The 25,863-nt window shown below is 50.5% G+C and carries 23 protein-coding genes and 6 tRNA genes; 15 read left to right on the plus strand and 14 right to left on the minus strand.

The window, feature by feature from the left end:
- Window position 1 precedes the first annotated feature (1 nt).
- The gene (locus GHC22_RS06920; protein ID WP_153752523.1) at window positions 2-220 is read left to right on the plus strand and encodes a DUF3820 family protein; all 219 of its coding nucleotides are present in this window, start codon (window positions 2-4) and stop codon (window positions 218-220) included.
- Here GHC22_RS06920 and GHC22_RS06925 read toward each other — a convergent pair.
- Window positions 217-1,215 carry a bile acid:sodium symporter family protein gene (locus GHC22_RS06925; RefSeq protein WP_003038103.1) on the minus strand — a complete coding sequence of 333 codons (999 nt, stop codon included), beginning with the start codon at window positions 1,213-1,215 and terminating at the stop codon, window positions 217-219. The genes GHC22_RS06920 and GHC22_RS06925 overlap by 4 nt on opposite strands.
- Before the next feature lie 89 nt (window positions 1,216-1,304).
- Here GHC22_RS06925 and GHC22_RS06930 point away from each other — a divergent pair, with 89 nt between their 5' ends.
- The 7 genes from GHC22_RS06930 (at window position 1,305) to GHC22_RS06960 (ending at window position 8,179) form a co-directional block, all read left to right on the plus strand.
- The gene (locus GHC22_RS06930) at window positions 1,305-2,231 is read left to right on the plus strand and encodes a LysR family transcriptional regulator (RefSeq protein WP_003834913.1); all 927 of its coding nucleotides are present in this window, start codon (window positions 1,305-1,307) and stop codon (window positions 2,229-2,231) included.
- Window positions 2,232-2,659: 428 nt separating this feature from the next.
- Window positions 2,660-3,751 (plus strand): beta-propeller fold lactonase family protein, encoded by a 1,092-nt coding sequence (locus GHC22_RS06935; protein ID WP_153752525.1) that lies wholly within the window; start codon window positions 2,660-2,662, stop codon window positions 3,749-3,751.
- 77 nt (window positions 3,752-3,828) lie between these two features.
- The gene (locus tag GHC22_RS06940) at window positions 3,829-4,224 is read left to right on the plus strand and encodes a DUF302 domain-containing protein (protein ID WP_153752527.1); all 396 of its coding nucleotides are present in this window, start codon (window positions 3,829-3,831) and stop codon (window positions 4,222-4,224) included.
- Between the two features lie 230 nt (window positions 4,225-4,454).
- Entirely contained in the window at window positions 4,455-4,724 is a 270-nt protein-coding gene (locus tag GHC22_RS06945) for a YdgH/BhsA/McbA-like domain containing protein (RefSeq protein ID WP_008785396.1), read from the plus strand.
- A 325-nt stretch (window positions 4,725-5,049) separates the two neighbouring features.
- The gene (xapA, locus tag GHC22_RS06950) at window positions 5,050-5,883 is read left to right on the plus strand and encodes a xanthosine phosphorylase (protein ID WP_008785395.1); all 834 of its coding nucleotides are present in this window, start codon (window positions 5,050-5,052) and stop codon (window positions 5,881-5,883) included.
- Between the two features lie 56 nt (window positions 5,884-5,939).
- On the plus strand, window positions 5,940-7,196 hold the full coding sequence (locus tag GHC22_RS06955; RefSeq protein ID WP_048215824.1) for a nucleoside permease: 1,257 nt from the start codon (window positions 5,940-5,942) through the stop codon (window positions 7,194-7,196).
- A 98-nt stretch (window positions 7,197-7,294) separates the two neighbouring features.
- A complete protein-coding gene (locus GHC22_RS06960) occupies window positions 7,295-8,179 on the plus strand; it encodes a LysR family transcriptional regulator (protein WP_153752529.1) in 885 nt (294 codons plus the stop codon).
- Between the two features lie 456 nt (window positions 8,180-8,635).
- Here GHC22_RS06960 and GHC22_RS06965 read toward each other — a convergent pair.
- From GHC22_RS06965 to GHC22_RS06980, 4 genes are all read right to left on the minus strand, one after another.
- Window positions 8,636-8,711 (minus strand) — tRNA-Lys (locus GHC22_RS06965).
- 4 nt (window positions 8,712-8,715) lie between these two features.
- Window positions 8,716-8,791: transfer RNA gene (locus tag GHC22_RS06970), tRNA-Val, on the minus strand.
- A 47-nt stretch (window positions 8,792-8,838) separates the two neighbouring features.
- Window positions 8,839-8,914: transfer RNA gene (locus GHC22_RS06975), tRNA-Val, on the minus strand.
- 46 nt (window positions 8,915-8,960) lie between these two features.
- Window positions 8,961-9,036 (minus strand) — tRNA-Val (locus GHC22_RS06980).
- Between the two features lie 258 nt (window positions 9,037-9,294).
- Here GHC22_RS06980 and gltX point away from each other — a divergent pair.
- Window positions 9,295-10,710, plus strand: coding sequence for a glutamate--tRNA ligase (gene gltX / locus GHC22_RS06985; protein ID WP_153752531.1), 1,416 nt, complete (start codon window positions 9,295-9,297; stop codon window positions 10,708-10,710).
- Between the two features lie 56 nt (window positions 10,711-10,766).
- Here the strand turns inward: gltX and GHC22_RS06990 are convergent, their stop codons facing one another.
- Together GHC22_RS06990 and GHC22_RS06995 are read right to left on the minus strand one after the other, a co-directional pair.
- Window positions 10,767-11,159, minus strand: a complete 393-nt coding sequence (locus GHC22_RS06990) for a YfeC-like transcriptional regulator (protein ID WP_003834896.1) — start codon at window positions 11,157-11,159, stop codon at window positions 10,767-10,769.
- A 1-nt stretch (window position 11,160) separates the two neighbouring features.
- On the minus strand, window positions 11,161-11,523 hold the full coding sequence (locus GHC22_RS06995; RefSeq protein ID WP_003028277.1) for a YfeC-like transcriptional regulator: 363 nt from the start codon (window positions 11,521-11,523) through the stop codon (window positions 11,161-11,163).
- A gap of 221 nt (window positions 11,524-11,744) precedes the next feature.
- Here GHC22_RS06995 and GHC22_RS07000 point away from each other — a divergent pair.
- Window positions 11,745-11,820, plus strand: a tRNA-Ala gene (locus GHC22_RS07000).
- 42 nt (window positions 11,821-11,862) lie between these two features.
- Window positions 11,863-11,938: transfer RNA gene (locus tag GHC22_RS07005), tRNA-Ala, on the plus strand.
- 139 nt (window positions 11,939-12,077) lie between these two features.
- Here GHC22_RS07005 and nupC read toward each other — a convergent pair.
- Window positions 12,078-13,280, minus strand: coding sequence for a nucleoside permease NupC (gene nupC / locus GHC22_RS07010; protein WP_003834893.1), 1,203 nt, complete (start codon window positions 13,278-13,280; stop codon window positions 12,078-12,080).
- A gap of 344 nt (window positions 13,281-13,624) precedes the next feature.
- On the opposite strand from nupC, the gene GHC22_RS07015 reads away from it, so the two are divergent.
- On the plus strand, window positions 13,625-14,863 hold the full coding sequence (locus tag GHC22_RS07015) for an Nramp family divalent metal transporter (RefSeq protein ID WP_003834891.1): 1,239 nt from the start codon (window positions 13,625-13,627) through the stop codon (window positions 14,861-14,863).
- Window positions 14,864-14,895: 32 nt separating this feature from the next.
- Here the strand turns inward: GHC22_RS07015 and ypeC are convergent, their stop codons facing one another.
- Both ypeC and mgrA read right to left on the minus strand, forming a co-directional pair.
- Window positions 14,896-15,222, minus strand: a complete 327-nt coding sequence (ypeC, locus tag GHC22_RS07020) for a DUF2502 domain-containing protein YpeC (protein ID WP_003834889.1) — start codon at window positions 15,220-15,222, stop codon at window positions 14,896-14,898.
- Between the two features lie 137 nt (window positions 15,223-15,359).
- A complete protein-coding gene (mgrA, locus tag GHC22_RS07025) occupies window positions 15,360-16,349 on the minus strand; it encodes an L-glyceraldehyde 3-phosphate reductase (protein ID WP_153752533.1) in 990 nt (329 codons plus the stop codon).
- A 182-nt stretch (window positions 16,350-16,531) separates the two neighbouring features.
- Here mgrA and GHC22_RS07030 point away from each other — a divergent pair, with 182 nt between their 5' ends.
- Entirely contained in the window at window positions 16,532-18,184 is a 1,653-nt protein-coding gene (locus GHC22_RS07030; protein WP_153752535.1) for an alpha-keto acid decarboxylase family protein, read from the plus strand.
- On the opposite strand, the gene GHC22_RS07035 is transcribed toward GHC22_RS07030, so the two are convergent.
- Window positions 18,185-19,420, minus strand: coding sequence for an ion channel protein (locus GHC22_RS07035; RefSeq protein WP_008785389.1), 1,236 nt, complete (start codon window positions 19,418-19,420; stop codon window positions 18,185-18,187).
- 204 nt (window positions 19,421-19,624) lie between these two features.
- On the opposite strand from GHC22_RS07035, the gene glk reads away from it, so the two are divergent.
- Complete coding sequence (gene glk / locus GHC22_RS07040; protein WP_153752537.1) at window positions 19,625-20,590, plus strand: glucokinase; 966 nt, start codon at window positions 19,625-19,627, stop codon at window positions 20,588-20,590.
- Between the two features lie 2 nt (window positions 20,591-20,592).
- On the opposite strand, the gene GHC22_RS07045 is transcribed toward glk, so the two are convergent.
- The 3 genes from GHC22_RS07045 to GHC22_RS07055 form a co-directional block, all read right to left on the minus strand.
- Window positions 20,593-21,639: a hypothetical protein gene (locus GHC22_RS07045; protein ID WP_153752538.1), complete on the minus strand. Its 1,047-nt coding sequence runs from the start codon at window positions 21,637-21,639 to the stop codon at window positions 20,593-20,595.
- A 123-nt stretch (window positions 21,640-21,762) separates the two neighbouring features.
- Window positions 21,763-22,497, minus strand: coding sequence for a LytTR family DNA-binding domain-containing protein (locus GHC22_RS07050; RefSeq protein WP_003834866.1), 735 nt, complete (start codon window positions 22,495-22,497; stop codon window positions 21,763-21,765).
- A gap of 14 nt (window positions 22,498-22,511) precedes the next feature.
- Window positions 22,512-24,209 (minus strand): sensor histidine kinase, encoded by a 1,698-nt coding sequence (locus tag GHC22_RS07055; protein WP_008785387.1) that lies wholly within the window; start codon window positions 24,207-24,209, stop codon window positions 22,512-22,514.
- Window positions 24,210-24,596: 387 nt separating this feature from the next.
- Here GHC22_RS07055 and alaC point away from each other — a divergent pair, with 387 nt between their 5' ends.
- Window positions 24,597-25,835 carry an alanine transaminase gene (gene alaC, locus GHC22_RS07060; protein WP_008785386.1) on the plus strand — a complete coding sequence of 413 codons (1,239 nt, stop codon included), beginning with the start codon at window positions 24,597-24,599 and terminating at the stop codon, window positions 25,833-25,835.
- The last annotated feature ends 28 nt before the right edge of the window (window positions 25,836-25,863 follow it).

Consider the following 25,863-nt stretch of genomic DNA (forward strand, 5'->3'; position numbering starts at 1 on the left):
GATGGAAAAAGAGCAGCTGGTTGAAATCGCCAATACCGTGATGCCCTTTGGCAAATATAAAGGGCGTCGGCTGATTGATGTACCGGAAGAGTATCTGCTGTGGTTTGCCCGTAAAGATGAATTCCCGCCGGGCAAGCTCGGCGAGCTGATGCAAATCACGCTGCTGATTAAAACTGAAGGGCTGACGCAACTGGTGCAGCCCCTGAAGCGCCCGCGCTAAGCCTTTGCGGCGCGGCTTTTCTGCTGCGCCTGCAATGCGTCCGTTTGTTGCTTGTAGCGACGTGCCAGCACGGCACACACCATCAACTGAATTTGATGGAAGATCATCAACGGCAGCACCATCATTCCTATCACTGACGTCGGGAACAGAATATTTGCCATTGGGATCCCATTCGCCAGGCTCTTTTTCGATCCGCAAAAGACAATGGTGATCTCATCGGCTTTGTTGAAGCCGCATTTCCGCGCAACAAAGACGTTGATGCCAATCACGATTGCCAGCAATACGATGCTGACCACCACGATAAACAGCAGTGAGCCAATCCCCACTTTGTGCCAGATCCCGTTAACCACGGCTTCACTGAAGGCGGAGTATACCACCAGCAAGATGGAGGATTGGTCCGTTTTGGCGATCCATTTTTTATGTCGGGACACCCAGTTACCAATCCACGGACGTGAAAGATGTCCCAGTACGAACGGCAGCAGCAGCTGCAGCATGATTTTCCCCACCTGCTCCAGACTGCCTTCTGCGCCATGCATATTCATTACCAGGCCAACCAGTAACGGCGAGAGAAAAATACCCAGCAGGCTGGAGGCCGAAGCGGAACACACGGCGGCAGCAACGTTACCCCCCGCCAGCGACGTAAAAGCGATTGCCGACTGCACCGTGGCCGGCAAAATACACAGGTACAGGAAACCGGTGTACAGCATCGGGTCAACATTTACCGGTGCCCACCAGGCGAACAGAACGCCCAGCACCGGGAAAACAACAAACGTGCTGCACATCACCCACAGATGTAAACGCCAGTGACTACCGCCGGCAATAATGGCTTCACGTGAAAGCTTCGCCCCGTGCATAAAAAACAGTAGGGCAATGGCAGCGGTGGTTAAGCCTTCAAAGAAAGGTACAAAGCCACCCTCGGCCGGGAAAAAGGACGCCAGTAAAACGACCGTAATCAACGTTATCGTGAACGGATCAAGGATACGAAAAAGTTTCATAAAAGCTCCTGAAATTCGGTAGGAACATTTTGCGTTTTTCTGTTTGAGAAATAAAATTGATTTATTGCATCCATATATGAATCGAATAGATGAATTACTCTCTGCGTCAGCTCCGTATCTTTGTTACCGTCGCTCAGGCCAAAAGCTTTAGCCGGGCGGGGGATATCATTGGCTTAAGCCAGTCTGCGGTCAGCCACAGCGTTAAAGAGCTGGAAGGGCAGACGGGTGTGCGGTTGTTAGATAGAACAACGCGGGAAGTGGTGCTGACAGAAGCAGGGCACCAGTTGGCGGCGCGGCTGGAACGTATTCTGGATGAACTGCACAGCACGCTGCGTGAAGCAGGCCAGGTGGGAACGCAGTTAACCGGAACGGTGCGCGTTGCCGCCAGCCAGACAATATCTGCTCACCTTATTCCACAGTGTATTGCCCAGAGTAATCAGCTTTATCCAGCAATCGATTTTGTGCTGCACGATCGTCCGCAACAGTGGGTGCTGGAGAGTATTCGTCAGGGCGAGGTGGATTTTGGCATTGTGATAGATCCAGGTGCTGTGACCGATCTACAGTGTGAAGCGGTGTTATCCGAACCGTTCCTGCTGTTGTGTCGAGAGGATCATCCGCTAGCCCAACGCGAATGGGTAAATTGGCAGGATTTATATCATGAGCGCCTGGTATTACAGGATTACGCTTCCGGCAGTCGACCGTTGATCGATGCGGCACTGGCTCACTTTTCCATTGAGGCCAATATCGTTCAGGAGATAGGTCACCCTGCCACGCTTTTCCCGATGGTTGAGGCGGGGATTGGTATCAGCGTGCTGCCTGCGCTGGCGCTTCCTCTGCCACAGGGCAGCCATTTGCAGGTTAAACGCCTGACGCCGGTTGTGGAACGACAATTGATGCTGGCACGACGTAAAAATCGTTCTTTATCGACTGCGGCCCAGGCGCTGTGGGACGTAGTACGGATGCAGGCCAGTGAATTAACCGCCGGTCGGGCACGGGATCCTTTGTACCAGCTTTAACGATATGGCTGGTGTTTGTCATGTCGTTAAGTTTGGCTTTCAGTATCGATGAACTGATCGTTAACTTTTATATTTTTACCCGGCACCGGACTACCTCTTTATATTTATAAATTCTCCTGCGATATTCTTAGGCAATTGCTTAGCTTGCGGATTTGTAAGGCTATTTTAAATTATTACTTTTTTTCTTGACCTTCCACTTGCTGGAAGGTTGATACTCTTTATACGCAAGTACGGATAGCAGTATCTAATACAATGATGTATAGCGATTGATTAATGAAATGACTAAGCAATTTATACAGTAACTCGTTATAGGTAGAATTAACACGATCCCAATGGAGTAATATTAGTGACATGTTAAATAATCCTACAATAGCTGGTTGCTGAAACTAATCCGGTAAATATATTTAACTAATGGGGTATTGGCGGCGATGATAAGAAAAAATAAAATTTTAATTGCAATGCAAATTAGTATGCTGGCATGGTCTGGTTATACGTTTGCAGCAGACAGAGTATATGTAGCAAATGAAGGTGCAGATTCAGTTAATGTACTTGATGCTGCGTCTTTAAAGACTGTAGATAAAGTACATGTTGGTAAAATGCCGCATAACGTTCAGGTGTCACCAGACAATAAAACAGTTTGGGTAACCAACCTTGGTGCTAACGGGACACATTCATCAGGCTCTGAACATATGGATATGAGTAAAGATGCCCATTCTGAGAAAATGGATATGGGCAAAGATTCTCATGCAGGCAAAAAGGAACATGGCGAAGTTTGGGTTATTAATGCCGAAAATGATACGGTTATTGCAAAACTTCCGGTTGGCGCACACCCTGCGCATGTTGTCGTCACCCCTGATGGGAAAATGGCATATATCTCAAATAGTGCAGATAACACTATCAGCGTGATTGATGCAGAACATTTGAAAAATTTAACGACAGTTAATGTAGGTAAATTCCCTCATGGCCTCAGAGTGAGTCCTGACGGTAAAGAAGTTTATATCGCGAATATGAAAGGGGGCTCGGTATCCGTTGTCGATACAGCCAGTAATAAAGAAGTCGCGCAGATCCCATTAGGTAAAATGCCAGCCCAGGTAGGTTTCTCACCGGACGGAAAACGGGTGTTTGTTTCCCTGTCTGGTGAAGACGCTGTAGCGGTGATTGATACAGCAACGCGTAAAGTTGTGAAGAAAATTAATGTTGGTACCGTACCAATCCAGCTGTTTGGCACTCCGGATGGTAAAAGCATGCTGGTAACCAATCAGGGCTCGAAGAGCAAGCCGGGTAACACAATAAACATGATTGATATCGCAAGCCTTACGGTAGCGAAAACCATCACTACTGGCGATGGGGCCCATGGCGTGGTTGTCGATAAAAATGGCAAGTATGCTTACGTAACTAACTCATTTGCAAACTCTGTTTCGATGATTGACATTAATGAGCGTAAGGTAGTGAACACGCTCCCGGTAGACAACAACCCAAATGGTATCAGCTGGGGCTCTGTCGAAGTGACGCCTAAATAACTTTGCTAGCATTTATCAATACCCGTCATTCGCTGGCGGGTATTTTCATGAATATTCTATAAATAAAGGAACGACAGATGAGAAAGCCGGAGCGGACAAAAACGCTGCCTAGTAAGTTCAATTTTGATGATACTGTAAACAGACTCGTCAGCGTATTGAATGCTAAAAATATTCGTATTTTTGTGCAGGTTGATCAACAGCAAGCGGCAACGGAAGCAGGTCTTGCTCTGCGACCGACGATGTTATTTCTGTTTGGTAACCCAAAGGGTGGTACTCCTGCCATGCAAGCAAATCCTCATGCGGCAATAGAGTTACCCCTAAGGGTGGTTATTTGGCAGGATGATAATGGTGATACCCATATAGATTATCAGGATGCAAGTACTGTTCTGGAGTTTGATTATGGTGTTGCACATAATATTGTTGCTCCAGTTAGCATCCTGGCAACCCTTCTTAACGAAGTGGCTGGTAATTAATTGCAAATAACACTAAATGCCTCGTGGATATTTAGTGTTATTTTTCTGCGTTTATTATGCAAGTATTTAACCCGCTATAATAAACCTATTGAATAATACATATGATGTTCATTACTCTTCAATGTTTGTCAATTCGTCTATTTTATAAATAGAAGAGTTTTTGTTTGCAATATTATGTGAAGAGTATATCTTGACGCTCAAATATTAATATGAAAGTTATGAGGATAGTTATGAAAAAGACATTAGTCACATCATTGGCCGCTTCTTTGTGTTTTCTCAGTCTGTCTGCCTTTGCTGCTACAGAAATCTCGCAACAAGAAGCCAATAGTTTAAAGCATGTCAAGTCAATCACCGTAACGGAAAATACGGTGAATCAATGTATGCACAAAATTTCGAAAATGGCAGATAAAGAAGGTGCTGATTTCTTTGTCATTAAGAACTTCTCTTCTATAGGCAATGGTTCTCAGGCTGTAGTGACCAGCGAACTCTATAAGAAGTAAACAGCAGTTTCCCCCATTTTAATTATTGATTAGCGAAAGTGCGTTGTTGTACCTGCTTTCGCTTATTAATAATCAACAAATGTTAGTCAGTCATTTGCAAGGCGGGCTTTGTCAGCCCACTCGTCTGACGAATTCCTGATGTGTTGGTACTCCTTGCCATTTCTGGCAGAAAAAAAATGTGAGTTCAGGCCGATTTAGCACATGCCATCTATACCGATTTACTATCGGTTATCGGGATAAACGGTATTGGTAATCGATTGCGTAGTCTCGCTATAACAATGCGGTACGCTACGTTATTTCGATTACTCAGTATTAAGGACATCTCATGAGCCACTCTCTTTTCTCGCAAAATCCCTGGTATAGCGCTGATATCATTCGTGGTTACAAACCGGATTTTACGCCGCGCGTAGCCTTTATCCTCGGCTCAGGCCTGGGGGCGTTGGCGGATCAAATTGAGGATGCGGTTGCCATCTCTTACGAGAAACTACCAGGGTTCCCGGTGAGTACCGTACACGGTCATGCTGGTGAACTGGTGTTGGGAAATCTGGCGGGAATTCCGGTGGCCTGTATGAAAGGACGTGGACATTTCTATGAAGGTCGCGGTATGACGGTGATGACGGATGCCATTCGTACGCTGAAGCTGCTGGGCTGTGAGCTGCTGTTTTGCACCAATGCTGCAGGCTCTTTGCGTCCCGAAGTCGGACCGGGTAGCCTCGTTGCGCTTAGCGATCACATCAATACGATGCCGGGTACGCCGATGGTAGGGCCAAACGATGAGCGTTTTGGCGAGCGATTCTTTTCACTGGCGAATGCCTATGATGCTGACTACCGTGCGATCCTGCAAACTGTTGCCGCTGAGGAAGGATTCCCGCTGAGTGAAGGGGTTTTTGTCTCTTATCCGGGGCCGAACTTTGAAACCGCGGCAGAAATCCGCATGATGCAAATTATCGGTGGTGACGTGGTGGGGATGTCGGTGGTGCCTGAAGTTATCTCTGCGCGCCACTGCGGTTTGAAAGTGGTTGCGGTGGCGGCCATCACCAACCTGGCGGAAGGTCTGGGTGATGTTAAATTATCTCACGCGCAGACGCTGGCTGCGGCGGAACTCTCCCGGCAGAATTTCATCAATTTGATCTGCGGATTCTTGCGCAAACTGGCCTGAATAACTAAAAAATGACCCCGCTTGCGGGGTCTTACTTTATGGCAAGGAACGGAAAAATGGGTATCGCATCTCGCTTAAAGCTCATGTCGTTTTTGCAATATTTCATCTGGGGAAGCTGGTTGGTAACCCTGGGTTCCTACATGATTAATACCCTGGATTTTACCGGCGCGAACGTCGGTATGATTTACAGTTCGAAAGGGCTGGCGGCGATTATCATGCCGGGCATTATGGGCATCATTGCCGATAAATGGCTACGCGCCGAGCGCGCCTATATGCTTTGTCATCTGGTGTGTGCGGGCGTGTTGCTATATGCCACAACCGTTACCGATCCGCAGACCATGTTTTGGGTGATGCTGGTTAACGCAATGGCGTATATGCCGACGATTGCGTTATCGAATAGCGTCTCATACTCGTGCCTGGCGCAATCAGGTCAGGATCCGGTCACCGCGTTCCCGCCAATTCGTGTGTTTGGCACCATAGGTTTTATTGTGGCGATGTGGACAGTCAGTTTGATGGGACTGGAACTGAGCAGCGCGCAGTTGTATATCGCTTCAGGCGCATCGCTGCTGCTGGCTCTGTATGCACTTACGTTGCCGAAAATCCCGGTTGCTGAGAAGAAAGCAAACACCACGCTTGCCAGCAAGCTCGGTCTGGACGCCTTTGTTCTGTTTAAAAAACCGCAGATGGCAATCTTCTTTTTGTTTGCGATGATGCTGGGGGCGGTGTTGCAAATCACCAACGTCTTTGGCAATCCGTTCCTGCATGATTTTGCCCGTAACCCGGAATTTGCCGACAGCTTTGTGGTGAAGTACCCCTCCATATTGCTTTCCGTTTCACAGATGGCGGAGGTGGGCTTTATTCTCACTATTCCGTACTTCCTTAAACGCTTTGGCATTAAAACGGTGATGCTGATGAGCATGCTGGCATGGACGCTGCGCTTTGGCTTCTTTGCCTTTGGTGATCCGTCGCCGTTTGGTTTTGTGCTGCTGCTGATGTCGATGATCGTCTACGGCTGTGCGTTTGATTTCTTCAATATCTCGGGATCGGTATTTGTCGAGCAGGAGGTTAGCTCTAACATTCGCGCCAGCGCGCAGGGGCTGTTTATGACGATGGTAAACGGCGTTGGCGCGTGGGTGGGATCAATTCTGAGTGGTATGGCGGTGGACTATTTTTCTGTCGATGGCGTCAAGGATTGGCAAACTATCTGGCTGGTGTTTGCCGCGTATGCGCTGGCTCTGGCGGTTATTTTTGCATTGTTCTTTAAATACAGGCATGAGCCTGAACGACTGGCACAGAAATCACCGGCACATTAATACTCCATTGGCGGCGGGTTCTGATACCCGCCGTTTCATTTTCTGCGAGGCAATGTGGTAACTTTGCGCATTATCCTTATTTCAGGAGCGCATTATCCATGGAACGCACGCACCGCATCGATCTGAAGTTACTGCGTTATTTTCTTGCTGTCGCAGAAGAACTGCATTTTGGACGTGCTGCTGCTCGCCTGAATATGTCGCAACCGCCGCTCAGTACCCATATTAAAGAGCTGGAGCAACAGCTCGGCACTTTGCTATTTATCCGTCATTCCCGCAGCGTAGCGTTAACTCACGCGGGAAAGATATTGATGGAAGAGTCGCGCCGACTGTTATCCAGTGCTAATCAGGCGCTGGCGAGAGTGGAGCAAATTGGTCGTGGTGAGGCAGGGCGAATTGAGCTTGGCGTTATCGGTACAGCGATGTGGGGAAAAATGCGTCCGGTGATGCGGCGTTTTATGAAGGATAATCCCAATGTTGAGGTGCTGTTTCGCGAGAACATGCCCGTGATGCAGATGACAATGCTGGAACGGCGTGAACTGGATGCGGGAATTTGGCGGATGGCTACGGAGCTTTCTCCCGGGTTTACCAGTTTGCGTTTGCATGAGTCCTCTTTTCTGGTTGCCATGCCGGAAGAACATCCTCTTACTGCCTGTGAGTCCATACCGCTGGAGGCGTTGAGAAATGAATATTTTGTCACAATGCCTTCCATTCATACTGACTGGGCATTTTTGCAGCGAGTTTGCCTGAGTGCTGGATTTTCCCCGATGATTATTCGTGAGGTGAGGGAGCCGCAAACGGTGCTGGCGATGATCAGCATGGGGATTGGTATTACGTTAATTGCTGACAGCTATGCGCAGATGAATTGGCCTGGCGTGGTATTTCGACCGTTAGAGGAACGTATTCCGGCGGATTTGTATATTGTGTATGACCAACTGCAGGCGACACCCGCGCTGGAGAAACTGGTAGCGGCATTGACGATGTGATGTCTGTGCCGGATGGCGACTGACGTCTTATCCGGCCTGCGCGTGTAGTGTTGTCTGTGCCGGATGGCGACTGACGTCTTATCCGGCCTGCGCGTGTTGTGTTGTCTGTGTCGGATGGCGACTGACGTCTTATCCGGCCTGCGCGTGTAGTGTTGTCTGTGCCGGATGGCGACTGACGTCTTATCCGGCCTGCGCGTGTAGTGTTGTCTGTGCCGGATGGCGACTGACGTCTTATCCGGCCTACGCGTGTTGTGTTGTCTGCGCCGGATGGCGACTGACGTCTTATCCGGCCTACGTGTGTAGTGTTGTCTGTGCCGGATGGTGGCTGACGTCTTATCCGGCCTACGTGTGCGGTATTGTCTGTAGGCCTGATAAGCGTAGCGCATCAGGCGATGCAGGTTCGAATCTTATAAATCGCAGATAGCAAAAAGGCGCCTTTAGGGCGCCTTTTTACATTGGTGGGTCGTGCAGGATTCGAACCTGCGACCAATTGATTAAAAGTCAACTGCTCTACCAACTGAGCTAACGACCCGAAGTGGTGGGTGATGACGGGATCGAACCGCCGACCCCCTCCTTGTAAGGGAGGTGCTCTCCCAGCTGAGCTAATCACCCACTTCGGTACTTCAATTTTATTGTAAGAAATCCAGCTGGCGAGAAAGTGGTGGGTGATGACGGGATCGAACCGCCGACCCCCTCCTTGTAAGGGAGGTGCTCTCCCAGCTGAGCTAATCACCCACTTCTCAATTTCTTACTCTACACGGCGGAGACTACATAAAGTAGTTGGTGGGTGATGACGGGTTCGAACCGCCGACCCCCTCCTTGTAAGGGAGGTGCTCTCCCAGCTGAGCTAATCACCCCCGCTGTGTGGAGTCGCATTATAGGGAGAGTTGAAAATGAGTCAACGCATTTTCTAAAGAATTTGTTCGTTCGTCGTAAATTTAAACAAAACGATCGCAAATCAATCCATGCAGCATGATTTGTATACGAAAATGGCAAAGCGTGATGTTCCAACCTGAACAACATTGAGGAATCAGACCACAGTGATAGAATACGAGCCTAATAATCTTTCCAGGATTTGCCGGTTGTCGGCATCTTTATAAACGTAAGGCCATTTCATGAAAATCAAAACTCGCTTCGCGCCAAGCCCGACAGGTTACCTGCACGTCGGTGGTGCGCGTACTGCTCTATATTCCTGGCTTTTTGCACGTAACCATGACGGTGAGTTTGTGCTGCGTATTGAAGACACCGATCTCGAACGCTCCACTCCGGAAGCTATTGAAGCCATTATGGATGGCATGAACTGGCTGAATCTGGAATGGGATGAAGGCCCGTACTTCCAGACCAAACGTTTTGATCGCTACAACGCCGTGATTGATGAGATGCTGGAAGCCGGTACCGCGTATAAATGCTACTGCTCCAAAGAGCGTCTGGACGCACTGCGCGAAGAGCAGATGGCAAACGGTGAGAAGCCGCGTTACGACGGTCGCTGCCGCCACGGTCATGAACATCATGCTGCTGATGAACCCTGCGTGGTGCGTTTTGCCAACCCGCAGGAAGGATCCGTTATTTTTGACGACCAGATCCGTGGGCCGATCGAATTCAGCAACCAGGAGCTGGACGATCTGATCATCCGCCGTACCGACGGTTCCCCGACCTACAACTTCTGTGTTGTGGTCGACGACTGGGATATGGAAATCACCCACGTTATTCGTGGTGAAGACCATATCAACAACACTCCGCGTCAGATTAACATCCTGAAAGCGCTGAATGCGCCGGTGCCGGTTTATGCACACGTGTCGATGATCAACGGCGACGACGGTAAAAAACTCTCTAAACGTCACGGTGCGGTCAGCGTTATGCAGTATCGCGACGACGGTTACCTGCCGGAAGCGCTGCTGAACTATCTGGTGCGTCTGGGCTGGTCCAGCGGCGATCAGGAAATCTTCACCCGTGAAGAGATGATCAAACTGTTCTCCCTTGGTGCGGTGAGCAAGTCTGCCAGTGCGTTCAACACCGAAAAACTGCAGTGGCTGAACCATCACTACATTAATTCGCTGGCACCTGAATATGTGGCAACGCATCTGCAATGGCACATTGAGCAGGAAAATATCGATACTCGCGTCGGCCCGCAGCTGTCTGAGCTGGTTAAACTGCTGGGTGAGCGCTGCAAAACGCTGAAAGAGATGGCGCAGAGCTGCCGCTACTTCTACGAAGACTTTGCTGAGTTCGACGCGGATGCAGCTAAGAAACACCTGCGTCCGGTAGCGCGTCAGCCGCTGGAAGTGGTTCGCGATAAGCTGGCTGCTATCAGCGAGTGGACGGCAGAAAACGTGCACCACGCGATTCAGGCAACCGCTGATGAGCTGGAAGTGGGTATGGGTAAAGTTGGGATGCCGCTGCGCGTAGCCGTAACCGGCGCGGGTCAGTCTCCGGCGTTAGACGTCACGGTGCATGCGATTGGTAAATCCCGCAGCATTGAGCGTATTAATAAAGCGCTGGCGTTTATTGCTGAGCGTGAAAGCCAGCAGTAAGACCGGTTGAGCGATGAAACAACGGCAGGAGCGCATCCTGCCGTTTTTTTTGCCTGTTATTCAGACTCATCAATACCCAGACGGGTAAGGAAAGTGCGAATACCTTCGCGCGAAATATACATTGCCAGCTTTTCTTGTTCCGTTGGGGACATGTTGTCCAGTGCGCTGATTATCTGGCGACAGGCGTGGCTACGCACCACGTGGGTATATTCTGCCAGCGGTTCCTCAGCCTGATAAATTTCAGGGACTTTGCGAAAAGCCGGAATATTGAGCAGAAACGTACGGACGCTGGAGTCGATATGGATCAGCCTTGCACGACCCCCTTTAACGCCGGGAAACTTTTCGGTGGTCCAGTTTTGTTCTCTGATCCAACGATTGACGGTTTGTTTGGCAACCCCGAGACATTCCGCCAGTTCTTCGGTCGTCATTTTGCTGCGTAATTTTTTCATATTATTTGTTGTCGCGGATCCCTAAGCGTTGTAACAAACCCGTAATGCCTTCACGCAGGATCAGTGACGTAAACATTTTTTGTTCTGACGGAGTCATCTCTTTGGCGAGCCTAATCAGTAGAGCTTCGATAGAGGTATCGCCGGATAACGATAAATTATCTGATAAACCTTCGGCTGAACGCTCAGCACTGCGAATGTATTCACGAACTTGTTCGGTGACGTGAACCAGACGCGCTTTACCGCCCTGTACGCCTGGTTTTGGTGATGTAGCCCAACCCTCCTTGCGCACCCATTTATTGATGGTCTGTCGGCTGTATCCGGTCAGATTAGCAAGTTCTTCTGGCGTCATCCGTTCCTTGAACATAACGATTCCCTGAATAGTCGTGGGGTTAATTAGTGGCTCATTTTATAGCACCATTTTAGTAGAAACCGTGACGCGTTTAACTACTGAATGCGAGTTGTTACGCAATGTTCTTCATTTGACTGCTTTTTCAGCGATTGAATTCTATGAGTTAATTTTGCCGTTGACACACGCGAAGGGAATTCATATGATGCCGCCCGTCAACTCGACAAGCTTTACGTAATGGGGCTATAGCTCAGCTGGGAGAGCGCTTGCATGGCATGCAAGAGGTCAGCGGTTCGATCCCGCTTAGCTCCACCAAATTTAATCCCAATAAATTTGGTACGTACGTAATAGCATCGTGGGGCTATAGCTCAGCTGGGAGAGCGCTTGCATGGCATGCAAGAGGTCAGCGGTTCGATCCCGCTTAGCTCCACCAAAATTTAAACCCTCGCTGAAAAGCGGGGGTTTTTTGTTTCTGTTTCCACCCTGTATCTCTTCGGTTTGCTGAATAGCAGGCATAAAAAAACCGGGGAGAAGAATCTCCCCGGTCTTATCAATACGATGTTGTCTTACGCTTACAGCACCAGTGCTGCGATAGATGCAGACAGTACGCTCACCAGCGTAGAGCCGTACACCAGCTTCAGACCGAAGCGGGAAACCACGTTACCTTGCTCTTCGTTCAGACCTTTAATCGCACCGGCGATAATACCGATGGAAGAGAAGTTAGCGAAGGAGACCAGGAACACGGACAGGATACCTTCTGCACGCGGAGAGAGCGTGGCGGCAATTTTCTGCAGATCCATCATCGCAACGAATTCGTTGGAAACCAGTTTGGTTGCCATGATACTGCCCACCTGCAGCGCTTCGCTGGACGGCACACCCATTACCCATGCAACCGGGTAGAAGATGTAGCCCAGGATGCCCTGGAAGGAGATGCTGTAACCAAACCAGCCGGTCACGGTGGCGAACAGGGCGTTCAGGGCTGCGATCAGTGCGATGAAACCAATCAGCATTGCCGCAACGATAATTGCCACTTTGAAACCTGCCAGGATGTATTCACCCAGCATTTCGAAGAAGCTCTGGCCTTCGTGCAGGTTAGACATCTGAATGTTTTCTTCGCTGGCATCAACGGTGTACGGGTTGATCAGCGACAGCACGATAAAGGTGCTGAACATGTTCAGAACCAGCGCCGCAACCACGTACTTCGGTTCCAGCATGGTCATGTACGCGCCGACGATAGACATGGAAACGGTCGACATCGCCGTTGCAGCCATGGTGTACATACGGTTGCGAGACATTTTGCCGAGAATATCTTTATAGGCGATAAAGTTCTCGGACTGACCCAGGATCAGGGAGCTGACGGCGTTGAAGGATTCCAGCTTGCCCATACCGTTCACTTTGGATAACAGGAAACCAATCGCGCGGATGATAACCGGCAGAACGCGGATATGCTGCAAAATACCGATCAGGGCGGAAATGAAGACGATTGGGCACAGCACTTTCAGGAAGAAGAATGCCAGGCCTTTGTCGTTCATGCTGCCGAAGACAAAGTTTGTCCCTTCATTAGCGAATCCGAGGAGTTTTTCAAACATCTCGGAGAAGCCTCTCACGAAGCCCAGACCGACATCAGAGTTCAGGAAGAACCATGCCAGTAACACTTCAATAACAAGCAATTGAATAACATAACGAATGCGGATTTTTTTACGGTCACTGCTTACCAGCAGTGCGAGTACCGCAACCACGGCAAGGGCCAGGACGAAATGAAGAACGCGGTCCATATTTGCTCCAAATATGAGGCAGGTTTAGTTTTCGTGCACATTCTATGTAACAACCATAAAGAAAACGAGATCAAACACACACTATAATAAGGACCTGTGACGAGATTCAAAATTAGTGATCGGTGATACACTTCTGTTATGTTTAGTATGGAAGTGAAAAGTTATGTCATTGTGCTAATCTCATAACAATAATTAAACATCTCACCGGTATTTTCAGAATCCTTATCGATCCATAGACAAACGCTATCAGAGAAATCAACTTCACCCATTAAAATGAATTTGATAATCATTCTCAATAGGCGTAGCTTGAAACATAGCAAAGGCTATGTTTCTGAGGCACTAAAATGACTAACGATCGCGTTGAGAGTAGCAGTGGACGGGCAGCGCGCAAGTTGAAGCTCGCATTAATGGGACCTGCGTTCATCGCGGCGATCGGCTACATCGATCCGGGCAACTTCGCCACCAACATCCAGGCAGGGGCCAGCTTTGGCTATAAACTGTTGTGGGTGGTGGTCTGGGCAAATCTGATGGCGATGCTGATTCAGGTGCTGTCGGCAAAGCTGGGTATTGCCACGGGTAAAAACCTGGCGGAGCAAATTCGCGATCACTATCCTCGTCCGGTGGTGTGGTTCTACTGGGTGCAGGCCGAAATTATCGCCATGGCGACAGACCTTGCTGAATTCATTGGTGCCGCGATTGGTTTCAAATTGATCCTCGGCGTGTCGTTATTGCAGGGGGCCGTGCTCACCGGTATCGCGACTTTTTTGATTCTGATGTTGCAGCGCCGTGGGCAAAAACCGCTGGAAAAAGTGATTGGCGGCTTGCTGCTGTTTGTGGCTGCGGCTTACATTGTGGAACTGATCTTTTCCCAGCCGAACTTCGCGCAACTTAGCAAGGGAATGGTTATCCCGAGCCTGCCTAATTCTGAAGCGGTGTTCCTGGCGGCTGGCGTGCTCGGCGCGACTATCATGCCACACGTCATTTATCTGCACTCTTCCTTAACTCAGCATCTGCACGGCGGAACACGTCAACAGCGCTATGCGGCCACGAAATGGGATGTGGCAATCGCCATGACGATTGCTGGATTTGTCAATCTTGCGATGATGGCGACGGCTGCCGCTGCATTTCACTTTAGCGGGCATACCGGTATTGCCGATCTCGATCAAGCGTATCTGACACTTGAACCGCTGTTGAGTCACGCTGCGGCGACGGTATTCGGTTTAAGCCTGGTGGCTGCGGGACTTTCTTCTACCGTGGTCGGTACGTTGGCCGGGCAGGTGGTGATGCAAGGGTTTATCCGCTTTCACATTCCGCTTTGGGTACGCCGTACCGTCACCATGATGCCATCATTTATTGTGATTTTGATGGGACTGGATCCGACGCGTATTCTGGTGATGAGCCAGGTATTGCTCAGTTTTGGTATTGCACTGGCGCTGGTGCCGCTGTTGATCTTCACTAGCAACAGTCAGCTGATGGGCGATTTGGTGAATACCCGTTGGGTAAAACAGGTAGGTTGGGTGATTGTTGTGCTGGTGGTGGCGCTCAATATCTGGCTGTTGGTAGGAACCGCACTCGGTTTGTAAAAACAAAAGGGCCCGTTGGCCCTTTTGTTACATTAATGATGATGTTTGTGGCCACGCCCGCGACCGCGGTGGTCGTCACGATCGTTCCAGCCTTCACGATAACCACGCTCATAAGCTTTGCGTTTGTCCCAGCCACGATGGTAGCCATTGTCATGACGCCACCAGCGATTTTTGCGCCACTCATAGTTATGGTGCCAGTAATCCCGGTCGCGCCAGCGGCCGCCATCCCAGTAGTTACCGTAGTTATCGCGATCGCCAATTTGTAATTTTATTGATGGCAGCAGGGTGATTTCGCCAGCGTTCGCGGCCAGCGGTGTAAAAGCCAATAAGACTGCCGCCAGAATCAGTGACCTGAACATGTTTTCTCTCCTTCACGATCGAGCCGTAGCCGGCCTGTTAACGTAATATTACGGGGCAGTAAAGCCCCGTTTCATCGCCTTAACTCTTAAATCGCAAGTGAGAGCACTTTTTGTTAATAAATGTGTCTTTATTTCAATCAACTCAGGATAGCATCAATCTCCGCGCACTCTTCAGACGTAAAGTGACGGTTTGCCAGCATACCGACAGCGTCTTCAATCTGCGCCGTTTTACTCGCGCCAATCAGCACGGACGTGACTTTGTCATCCCGTAACACCCATGCTAGCGCCATTTGGGAAAGCTTTTGCCCGCGTCGTTCTGCCAGCACATTCAGCGCCCGCACTTTTTCCAGTTTTTGTGGAGTGATCTGGTCCGGATTCAGAAAGCGACTGGTGCTTGCCGCACGAGAATCCGCAGGAATGCCGTTCAGATAGCGGTCGGTTAACTGTCCGCCAGCCAGCGGTGAGAAGGCGATACTGCCGACACCTTTTTCCTGTAATAGCGACAGCAAGCCGCCTTCGACCCAACGTTCAAACATGGAATATTTGGGCTGGTGAATAAGGCATGGCGTACCTAAATCGTCGAGTATTTCAATCGCCTGCCTGGCAAGATCTGCCGGATAGTTAGACAACCCGACGTACAGCGCTTTGCCCTGACGGACGATGTGATCCAGCGCGCGCATGGTTTCTCTGAGCGGTGTTCCAGGGTCGGGGCGATGGTGGTAGAAGATATCGACATACTCCAGCCCCAGACGCTTCAGGCTTTGATCGAGACTGGCAATCAGATATTTGCGTGAACCCCAGTCACCGTAGGGACCTTCCCACATGGTGTAGCCCGCTTTTGTGGAGATAATAAGCTCATCTCGCCACGGTAAAAAATCTTCCTGCAGGATCCGACCAAAATTCCGTTCTGCCGAACCCGGCGGTGGACCATAGTTATTTGCCAGATCAAAATGGTTAATCCCCAGATCGAATGCGCGCTGTAACAATGCGCGACTGTTCTCGACCTGTGTGGTATCGCCAAAATTGTGCCACAAACCCAGAGAGACAATCGGGAGCTTAAGGCCGCTCTGACCGCAGCGGCAGTACTCCATTGTCTGATAACGATTTTCATCTGCGTGATAAACCATGTCACCCCCCTTCCACAATGCGTGTGCCTTTCAGTGTATACGGTTACACTGTCGATTCTTCAATGAATTTTTACCGCCAAAACTGTAAATCCTGCTTTCCACCCCTTCACAGTGACTTTCCTGGACAGTCATCACAGTTCTTCGATACTCAACATGAGGTTACCGTCAGAAGGATAGCTGTCATGCAAACCCCGTATTCCGTTGCTGATTATCTGCTGGACAGGCTGGCAGGCTGTGGCGTCGGCCATCTCTTTGGTGTGCCGGGCGATTATAATTTGCAGTTTCTTGACCACGTGATTGAACATCCCAACGTATGTTGGGTCGGGTGTGCGAATGAATTGAATGCGGCTTATGCGGCAGATGGCTATGCCCGGGTATCCGGGGTTGGGGCGCTGCTCACCACGTTTGGTGTGGGGGAGTTAAGCGCAATTAACGGTATCGCGGGTAGCTTCGCGGAATATGTTCCTGTTTTGCATATTGTCGGCGCACCCTGTCGCGGCGCGCAGCGTCGCGGAGAGTTGATGCATCACACTTTGGGTGACGGTGACTTTCAGCATTTTTACCGTATGCAGCAGGCGGTGACGACGGCCAGCGCGGTGCTGAATGAACAAAATGCCTGCTATGAGATTGACCGTGTGTTGCGAATGATGCTCAGCGAGCGCAGGCCGGGCTATCTGATGCTACCTGCTGATGTGGCTAAACAGCCTGCTACGCCACCGAATGATATTATGAGTGTTCCTCTGAGCGAGCCGGAAAACAGCGTGATAGAGGCGTTTCGCTACCATGCCCGTGAACGATTGCTGGACAGCCCACGCGTAGCGTTGCTGGCCGACTTCCTCGCGCTGCGTTTTGGTCTGCAGCCGGTTTTACAGCGCTGGATGGCAGAAACGCCGATGGCTCATGCCACGTTGTTGATGGGCAAAGGACTGTTTGATGAGCGTCACCCGGCGTTTGTTGGCACGTACAGCGCTGGAGCCAGCAGCGATTATGTACGTCAGGCGATAGAAGATGCCGATACGATAATGTGTGTCGGCACACAATTTGTCGACACCCTGACAGCTGGGTTTACACAACAGCTACCGCTGGATCGCACCATTGACGTTCAGCCCCATGCGTCACGAATTGGATCCCACTGGTTTAACATCCCGATGGAGCAAGCGGTCACCACATTACGCGAGCTGTGCCTGGAAATGTCGTTTTCTCTACCGCCAGAACGTCCGCCAATTAGGCGTGTTCAGGTTGAGAAGGGCCCACTGACGCAGGAAAACTTCTGGCACACGGTACAGCAGTTTCTGAAGCCTGATGACATTATCCTCGTCGATCAGGGAACCGCCGCCTTTGGCGCGGCTGCGCTCTCACTACCTTGCGGGGCGGAAGTACTGGTTCAACCGTTGTGGGGATCTATCGGCTACGCGCTCCCGGCGGCATTCGGCGCGCAAACGGCCTGTCCGGACCGTCGGGTGATCCTGATTATTGGCGATGGCGCGGCGCAGCTCACCATTCAGGAGCTGGGCTCCATGCTCAGAGACGGGCAATCGCCGGTTATTTTACTGCTCAACAATGACGGTTATACCGTGGAGCGGGCCATACACGGGGCAAATCAGCGCTATAACGACATCGCCGCCTGGAGCTGGACGTCGGTGCCGCAGGCGTTTAGTCGTGAATGTCAGGCCGAATGTTGGCGGGTGAAGCAGGCGGTACAGCTGGAAGAGGTGCTGGCCCGGTTGTCCCATCCGCAACGACTGTCGTTAATTGAGGTGGTGCTACCGAAAGCCGATCTTCCTGAATTATTGCGCACGGTGACCCGTGCGCTGGAATCTCGCAACGGCGGATAGCTATTTATCAGGGCGCTCAGCGACCATCATCGGTTTGCCCGCCAGCAACAGCCAGGCGGGTAGCATGACGATGCACAGCAGCGGCAGCAGGGTGGAATCTGGCACCACCACTGCTGCCATAAACAGGCTCAGCCAGGCGTCACGGGTGACGACCAGCACCAGCCCGAGAATAGAGCAAGAAACCGTGATGGCAGCCGGCACCGCTTCAACATGGGCGTGCAGCATCAGGCCAAGCGCGACGCCAACGAATACCGCCGGGAAGATTCGTCCGCCGCGAAAACCACTCGCCGCTGCAACCACTAATGCCGTTAGTTTGATCACGGCGAGCATGAAATAATCTGATGTCCCCAGCGTTTGGCTAAACGCCATCTGCTGCATTTCGTCCAGTCCCTTAAACAAGGTAAGCGGCCCGCCGATAACACCCAAAATGCCAAGGATAAAACCGCCTGCCCCGAGGATCAGCACCGGGTGTTTTAATCGATGCATTAAATGGTGCAAACGCGGCAGACACCAGACGGCAACCATCCCAGCGGCAATGGCGATGGCAGCAACAACCGCGCCGCTGAGGATATCGATCAAGTGCATCTGCGTGTAGTGCGCGATGGGTAGTGAAAAATGGGGGTGAAAAAACAGGCTGGTGGTTAGCGAACCCGCGGCGGCGGCCATTAACGGTGCAAACAGGCGATCCCACAAGGGCACATCGTTTGAGCTATTCAGCGTTTGCGAAAATATCAGCGCGGCGGCAACGGGGGTACCAAATAGCGCGCCGATGGTACCGGCAGAGGCGAGAATGGTCCAGTCCAGCTTTGCAATGCGCGGAAACATGCGGCTACCAAGTGCCACTGCCAGAGCGATATTTACGGTCATGATGGGGTGTTCCGGACCCAGACTGACGCCACCCGCGAGGCCGAGGATTAGTGCTGCCAGCAGGCCCGGTATTGCTGACGTTGGCACCGGCATACCAATTAACGGTTCACAGGCCGGATCCGGGCCTGCGTGGCCATGGCTGTAACGGATTACTAACCCGACCATGATCCCCGTGAGTGTCAGCATACCGATAATCCAGACCGGAGAGTCCTGGGCTATACCGATGCTAACAGGCAGACGTTCCCACAAAAACTGCTGTAAAACGGAAGCCACTTTCATCACAACGATCAACACCAGGCTGGACGCTATGCCAATGATTAGCGCTGGGGTTGATAGCAAGAGCATCGTTCTGGCTCGCGGATGGAGCATTTTCTATTCCTTAAAACAGAGTCATAGACATAGTTTGCACAGCCTGTCTGACGACATCGCTGCAAATGGTGCTGAAACGATAAAGTAATTGTGTGATCTGGATCGATTTTCCACGGGCATCAGCCTTCAGACCGTTGTTGTTATGTCCCCATGAATTTACAGTGTGGCAAAGATTTATTCTGACTTTAGCGGAGCAGTGGAAGAATGACAAAATATGCTTTAGTAGGGGATGTTGGCGGCACCAACGCGCGTCTTGCTCTGTGCGATATTGCCAGCGGCGAGATTTCGCAGGCAAAAACCTATTCCGGGTTGGATTTTCCAAGTCTGGAGGCGGTTGTGCGCGTGTACCTGGATGAGCATAGCGTTAGCGTTGAAGATGGTTGTATTGCCATTGCCTGTCCGATAACCGGCGACTGGGTGGCAATGACCAACCATACCTGGGCGTTCTCTATTGCTGAGATGAAAAAAAACCTGGGCTTCAGCCATCTGGAAATCATCAATGATTTCACCGCTGTGTCGATGGCGATCCCGATGCTGAAAAAAGAGCATTTAATCCAGTTTGGTGGTGCGGAACCTGTTGAAGGTAAACCTATTGCTGTTTATGGCGCAGGAACCGGGCTCGGCGTGGCGCATCTGGTCCACGTGGATAAACGCTGGGTAAGCCTCCCTGGTGAAGGCGGCCACGTGGATTTTGCGCCTAACAGCGAGGAAGAGGGAATTATCCTTGAGGTTCTGCGCGCGGAAATAGGTCACGTGTCCGCAGAACGCGTGCTGTCTGGTCCGGGACTGGTGAATCTGTATCGCGCGATCGTCAAATCTGACGGACGCCTGCCGGAAAATCTGCAGCCGAAGGATATCACCGCACGGGCGCTGGAAGATTCCTGCATTGACTGTCGTCGTGCGCTGTCGCTGTTCTGCGTCATCATGGGACGTTTTGGTGGCGATCTGGCGTTAACGCTGGGCACATTTGGCGGTGTGTACATCGCCGGCGGTATTGTGCCGCGCTTCCTTGACTTCTTTAAAGCGTCGGGCTTCCGCGGTGGTTTTGAAGATAAAGGCCGTTTTAAAGCCTACGTGCAGGATATTCCGGTGTATCTGATCGTGCACGATAATCCTGGACTACTTGGCGCTGGTGCGCATTTACGTCAGACGCTGGGCCAAATTTTGTAAGGTCAGGGCCGGATGGCGCTCAGCGCTTCTCCGGCCTTGTCGTTCTGGCTGTTCATATTTTCTAAAATTATCTTGATCATCTGTTGTTCAAATAAATCGGCATGCAGGTATCTTGTGTTTTTATATTTTTTATCGGTATCCAGATAGGGTTGATGCAAACAACATTCTGGCGGCGTGCATGAGATCAGGGTGTTAATAAGGTCAATTGGTTTAGGGTATTCTATAAATAGCGGGCCATGGCGATAGTTATGTTTATTTTGCCATTCCGCCAGATCGTCCATAAAACACTCTGCGGTTGGTTTCGGCATCGCGCTGGCTTTATCTTTGCCCAACACAATATAAGCCAGGTTGTATAACCCGTGCGCGTATGGCCAGAACATTTTATGGAGCTTAGTGAGCCCTGGTTCTCTCAATGCGGACACGCTTTTACAATATAAATCGAGTTGCGTGCCTGCTTCTGTCACATCCTCATCCAGGAGCGCCATCAGATAGCGGAGGATGAACATATCGCTTACTGTTTGCTTCATGGTCAGTACCTTTTGCGCTCTTTTTCTGGCATCCACTGCAAAGTCTGCACGTTTGTACCACACCGCCATCATTAAATTCGTCATGGCCAGGTTAACAGGGTGACCGTTATCACTCATACCCAATTTTTCAGGCAATAAGAGTGGTACTCGGTCAAATAAACCCGCGGCAAGAATCTCTAGTGTCGTCCATACATTAATACTGTGATCGCAGCCTGAGTCCACACCCTGCGTCACATGTTTAATCATCGCAGACTGTCGCAGGGATAAGTGTAGAGATTCCATATCATTTGACTGTATCGCGGTTTTATATCCTAATAACTCCGGGCTGCGCTTCATGCGCAGCATAAAAAGCCATGAACTCAGCTGTTGTTGCAGTGAATAATCCAGATGGCATTGTTCATGAATATCCAGGCACTCAGCTAAATAATCGTCCGTACTTATCCATATCAGGGCATTTTTTTCCGCTTCTTTTGCGTATTCGCGTAGATATGTACGTTGATATTTTTCGCTCAGCTTCGCCATGATATCACCTGTAAAAAATAGAGTGACGACCAATATACTACAAACTTAGTTCCGCTATCCCGTTCGTCGCGGAAACAACTGAAAGCGTGCGCTGTACTCTCCATTCGTCACGCTTTTTCAGCACTATAAATGCATTAATTGTCTGAATTCTTTCACTTTGCTCCGACTAACCGGGATTTCAAATTCCAGATCCTTTAAACGCAGAATATAAGTGTTGTTAAACCAGGGTTCGATCTCGCGGATTTTATTCAGATTTACGCAGAACGAGCGGTGGCAGCGGAAGAAATGCGAAGCCGGCAGTTTGCTGCAAAATTCGCTGATGTTCATCGGCATGACGTATGATTCTCGTCGCGTATAGACGAACGTCATCTTTTCATGCGCTTCAGCGTAGTAGATGTCGTTGATTGGGGTCACGATGATCCGCTCATCTTTGATCAAGTTGATCGTATCGTTTTCGCGGGCCACCGGACTTACAGGGGACGTTCCCGTTTGCTGTTGCTGCCAGGCGGCTTCCAGCTTTTGCAGCATACTGACAATGCGTGATTCCTGGTACGGCTTCAGAATGTAGTCAAAAGCTTCCAGTTCGAAGGCTTCAACGGCATGCTCTTTCCACGCGGTAATAAACACAATAAAGGGTTTATGTGCGAACTGGCTGATATTTTGTGCCAGCAATACGCCGTCCAGCGAGGGAATATTAATATCCAGAAAAATGGCGTCAACGCGGTTGTGCTGGAGATATTTCAGCACGTCCAGACCATCGTCAAACGTGCCGACAATCTCCATCTGGCTGTGCTCTTTTATCAGCCAGCTCAGTTCCTGTTGGGCCAGGAATTCATCTTCAACAATGATGACTTTCACGACTTCACTCCTGGTTAAAGCAATAATGTAGTTGGCGCGGCTGCGGGCGAGTGCACATTAGGTACATAAAAGGCAATCTCTGTGCCTGGCTCCAGACGGCGGATATGTAATCCCTCACCGTAGAGCAGCTTAACGCGATGGTGCACATTCAACAGACCAATTTTATTGCCCGGCATTTCATTGGACTCGACCCGTTCAATCACTTTTGGGTCGATACCATGACCCGTGTCTCGTACGGCAATCCGTACCCGGTTGCCGCACTCCGCAACGCTGATAGTGACCACACCTTTCCCTTTGCAGGGCTGGATCCCATGGACGATAGCGTTCTCGACCAACGGCTGAATCAGCAGGCTGGGAATAAAACAGCTTACCTCTTCATCGATATCATAAATAACGGTCAGCTTGTCGCCAAAGCGGGCCTGTTCGATGGTGATGTAATCCTTGATTTGATACAGCTCTTTCTTGATGTCGATCTGCTCATCGTCTTTTAATTCAATATTATAGCGAAGATAGCGCGACAAATTAAAAATGAGCTGACGTGCGGTGTCCGGGTTAAGGCGTACCGACGATGAAATCGCGTTCAGGGCATTAAACAGAAAATGGGGATTTATTTTGCTTTGCAGCGCGCGTAGCTCTGCCTTATTTGCCATTTCTCGTAGTTGCTCTGCGCGGGAGACTTCAAGCTGGGTGGAGATGATTTGCGACAGACCGATCGCCATTTCCTGTAACGAGGAAGTGATTTGATGAGCGTGACAGTAGTAGATCTTCAGCGTGCCGGTCACGACGCCTTTCTCCCAAAGCGGGATCACCAGCATAGAGTGGATTTCCGGGGTGCGATGCGCTTCATCATTGTTTTTTATGATTATTTTACCGTGATTTATGGCTTCTTGCGTGGTAGGGCTGACGAAGTCATCGTTATCGCGGTAGTTGATCTCTCCGACGCCAACATAGGCCAGAACGTGCTGAGTATTGGTGATTGCAACCGCGTCAGCGTGGATATCGTGGCGAATAATTTCGCACACCTGACGTAACGACTCGCTGTTGACCTGGCGAAAGAGCGGCAGCGTTTTGTTGGCGATATCCAGCGCCAGCTTGGCCTGTTTTGCAGCGCTGGCTTCTTTCTCACCTTCAACGCTTTGTACCAGCATCACGATAAAACCAATACAGACGCTGCCGAGGATCATTGGAATACCGATTTTTGAGACAATATCCAGCCCCAGTTCGGTGGTGGGTGCCCAGGCGACGACCAGTATCATGGTCAGTGATTCGCACAGCATTCCGCCTAAAATACCCGCGCGCCAGTGCTGCGCTTTGGGGATCTTACGGTTGATCCACCCGGCAATGCAGCCAGCCAGAATGCTGGTAATAAAGCAGGGTAGGGCAGTTACGCCGCCAATATCGATCAGGTAACGGTGGGTGCCTGCGATCAGTCCCGTAATAATGCCAACCCATGGACCGAACAGGATCCCTCCTGACATGACCGCGATAATACGCACATTGACCAGAGAACCTTCTACCGGTACGCCTGACCAGGTACTGAACAGGGCAAACATGGAGAAAATCGCGGTAACGGCGAGCAGCTCTTTTGGGGAGTGGGCTGACTTGTGCAACAGTTCGCGAAACAGGCGGATACGAATCAGGAAAAACAGACAGAACAGCATCAGTGCTGCCCGGTCAAATACCGCCAGCAGCATATTGAATATTTCGTGCACGGGTGACTCTTGCGCAAGGGTTAAACCACTATGATAGGTAACCTGAGGCAGGATGACCAGCATCCCCGCAGTTCAGAGCTAATGGGGAAAAACCATAATATTAAAAGGGGATTGTTGCATGATTGTTGTATTTACAATACCTGTCCTGTGAGTGCTGCGTTCAAGGTAATGTATTTAACAACAAAATGTTAAATGATGGTAATTTTAAGCGAGTTGTGAAAATGAATATTTCCTCATTTTACTCAGCTGTTCCTCTTTTTCGTCAGGAAAAAATATTTTGTTTTGCCTCTCGACAGAAGGAAATTATTCAGGCTATTTTCTAAACGTGCCACCATCGTGGCAGCGTCGCTCGGACGGTCCGGGCGCTAACGTTAATCTGAGGATATTATGGCTGACTCCCGCCCTGAACGTCGCTTTACGCGTATTGATCGCCTTCCCCCGTACGTTTTTAACATCACCGCTGAACTGAAGATGGCTGCGCGTCGGCGCGGCGAAGATATTATCGATTTCAGTATGGGGAACCCGGATGGGGCCACGCCTCCTCACATTGTCGAAAAACTGTGTACCGTGGCGCAGCGCCCGGATACTCACGGTTACTCCACCTCACGCGGCATTCCGCGTTTGCGTCGGGCGATTTCCCGCTGGTACCAGGAACGCTATGATGTTGAGATCGATCCTGAATCTGAAGCCATTGTGACCATCGGTTCCAAAGAGGGGCTGGCGCACCTGATGCTGGCAACGCTCGATCACGGTGATACGGTCCTCGTGCCCAACCCAAGTTATCCCATCCATATCTATGGCGCGGTGATTGCCGGCGCGCAGGTGCGTTCAGTGCCGCTGGTTGAGGGTGTCGACTTCTTTAATGAGCTGGAACGCGCAATACGCGAAAGTTACCCGAAGCCGAAGATGATGATCTTAGGTTTCCCATCCAACCCGACCGCGCAGTGCGTCGAGCTGGAATTCTTTGAGAAAGTGGTGGCCCTGGCTAAACGCTATGACGTGTTGGTGGTTCACGACCTGGCCTACGCTGATATTGTTTATGACGGCTGGAAGGCGCCATCGATTATGCAGGTACCCGGCGCTCGCGACGTCGCTGTTGAATTTTTCACCCTGTCGAAAAGCTACAACATGGCGGGATGGCGTATCGGGTTTATGGTGGGCAACAAAACGCTAGTGAACGCGCTGGCGCGAATCAAGAGCTATCACGATTACGGGACCTTTACGCCACTGCAGGTTGCGGCAATTGCCGCGCTGGAAGGCGATCAGCAATGTGTGCGGGATATCGCTGAGCAATATAAACGTCGTCGCGATGTGCTGGTCAAAGGACTGCATGAAGCAGGCTGGATGGTCGAGATGCCAAAGGCCTCAATGTACGTTTGGGCGAAAATTCCAGAGCAATACGCCGGGATGGGGTCACTTGAGTTTGCCAAGAAGCTGCTGAACGAAGCGAAGGTATGCGTTTCGCCAGGGATTGGGTTTGGTGATTATGGTGATACGCATGTGCGATTTGCGTTGATTGAAAACCGTGACCGTACCCGCCAGGCTATTCGCGGCATCAAGGCGATGTTTCGCGCAGATGGCCTGTTACCGACCAGTGCAAAATCGACTTCTGAAAGTACCGACTGACAGAATGTTCCCCCAAAATGCAAAACAG

Source organism: Citrobacter sp. H12-3-2 (assembly GCF_009649895.1).
GTDB classification, from domain to species: Bacteria; Pseudomonadota; Gammaproteobacteria; order Enterobacterales; family Enterobacteriaceae; genus Citrobacter; species Citrobacter portucalensis.

Bases quoted from the DNA above. Each gene is read 5' to 3' on its own strand.
- GHC22_RS06920 (WP_153752523.1), top strand. From the start codon at position 2: ATGGAAAAAGAGCAGCTGGTTGAAATCGCCAATACCGTGATGCCCTTT.
- GHC22_RS06925 (WP_003038103.1), bottom strand. From the start codon at position 1,215: ATGAAACTTTTTCGTATCCTTGATCCGTTCACGATAACGTTGATTACG.
- GHC22_RS06930 (WP_003834913.1), top strand. From the start codon at position 1,305: ATGAATTACTCTCTGCGTCAGCTCCGTATCTTTGTTACCGTCGCTCAG.
- GHC22_RS06935 (WP_153752525.1), top strand. From the start codon at position 2,660: ATGATAAGAAAAAATAAAATTTTAATTGCAATGCAAATTAGTATGCTG.
- GHC22_RS06940 (WP_153752527.1), top strand. From the start codon at position 3,829: ATGAGAAAGCCGGAGCGGACAAAAACGCTGCCTAGTAAGTTCAATTTT.
- GHC22_RS06945 (WP_008785396.1), top strand. From the start codon at position 4,455: ATGAAAAAGACATTAGTCACATCATTGGCCGCTTCTTTGTGTTTTCTC.
- xapA (WP_008785395.1), top strand. From the start codon at position 5,050: ATGAGCCACTCTCTTTTCTCGCAAAATCCCTGGTATAGCGCTGATATC.
- GHC22_RS06955 (WP_048215824.1), top strand. From the start codon at position 5,940: ATGGGTATCGCATCTCGCTTAAAGCTCATGTCGTTTTTGCAATATTTC.
- GHC22_RS06960 (WP_153752529.1), top strand. From the start codon at position 7,295: ATGGAACGCACGCACCGCATCGATCTGAAGTTACTGCGTTATTTTCTT.
- gltX (WP_153752531.1), top strand. From the start codon at position 9,295: ATGAAAATCAAAACTCGCTTCGCGCCAAGCCCGACAGGTTACCTGCAC.
- GHC22_RS06990 (WP_003834896.1), bottom strand. From the start codon at position 11,159: ATGAAAAAATTACGCAGCAAAATGACGACCGAAGAACTGGCGGAATGT.
- GHC22_RS06995 (WP_003028277.1), bottom strand. From the start codon at position 11,523: ATGTTCAAGGAACGGATGACGCCAGAAGAACTTGCTAATCTGACCGGA.
- nupC (WP_003834893.1), bottom strand. From the start codon at position 13,280: ATGGACCGCGTTCTTCATTTCGTCCTGGCCCTTGCCGTGGTTGCGGTA.
- GHC22_RS07015 (WP_003834891.1), top strand. From the start codon at position 13,625: ATGACTAACGATCGCGTTGAGAGTAGCAGTGGACGGGCAGCGCGCAAG.
- ypeC (WP_003834889.1), bottom strand. From the start codon at position 15,222: ATGTTCAGGTCACTGATTCTGGCGGCAGTCTTATTGGCTTTTACACCG.
- mgrA (WP_153752533.1), bottom strand. From the start codon at position 16,349: ATGGTTTATCACGCAGATGAAAATCGTTATCAGACAATGGAGTACTGC.
- GHC22_RS07030 (WP_153752535.1), top strand. From the start codon at position 16,532: ATGCAAACCCCGTATTCCGTTGCTGATTATCTGCTGGACAGGCTGGCA.
- GHC22_RS07035 (WP_008785389.1), bottom strand. From the start codon at position 19,420: ATGCTCCATCCGCGAGCCAGAACGATGCTCTTGCTATCAACCCCAGCG.
- glk (WP_153752537.1), top strand. From the start codon at position 19,625: ATGACAAAATATGCTTTAGTAGGGGATGTTGGCGGCACCAACGCGCGT.
- GHC22_RS07045 (WP_153752538.1), bottom strand. From the start codon at position 21,639: ATGGCGAAGCTGAGCGAAAAATATCAACGTACATATCTACGCGAATAC.
- alaC (WP_008785386.1), top strand. From the start codon at position 24,597: ATGGCTGACTCCCGCCCTGAACGTCGCTTTACGCGTATTGATCGCCTT.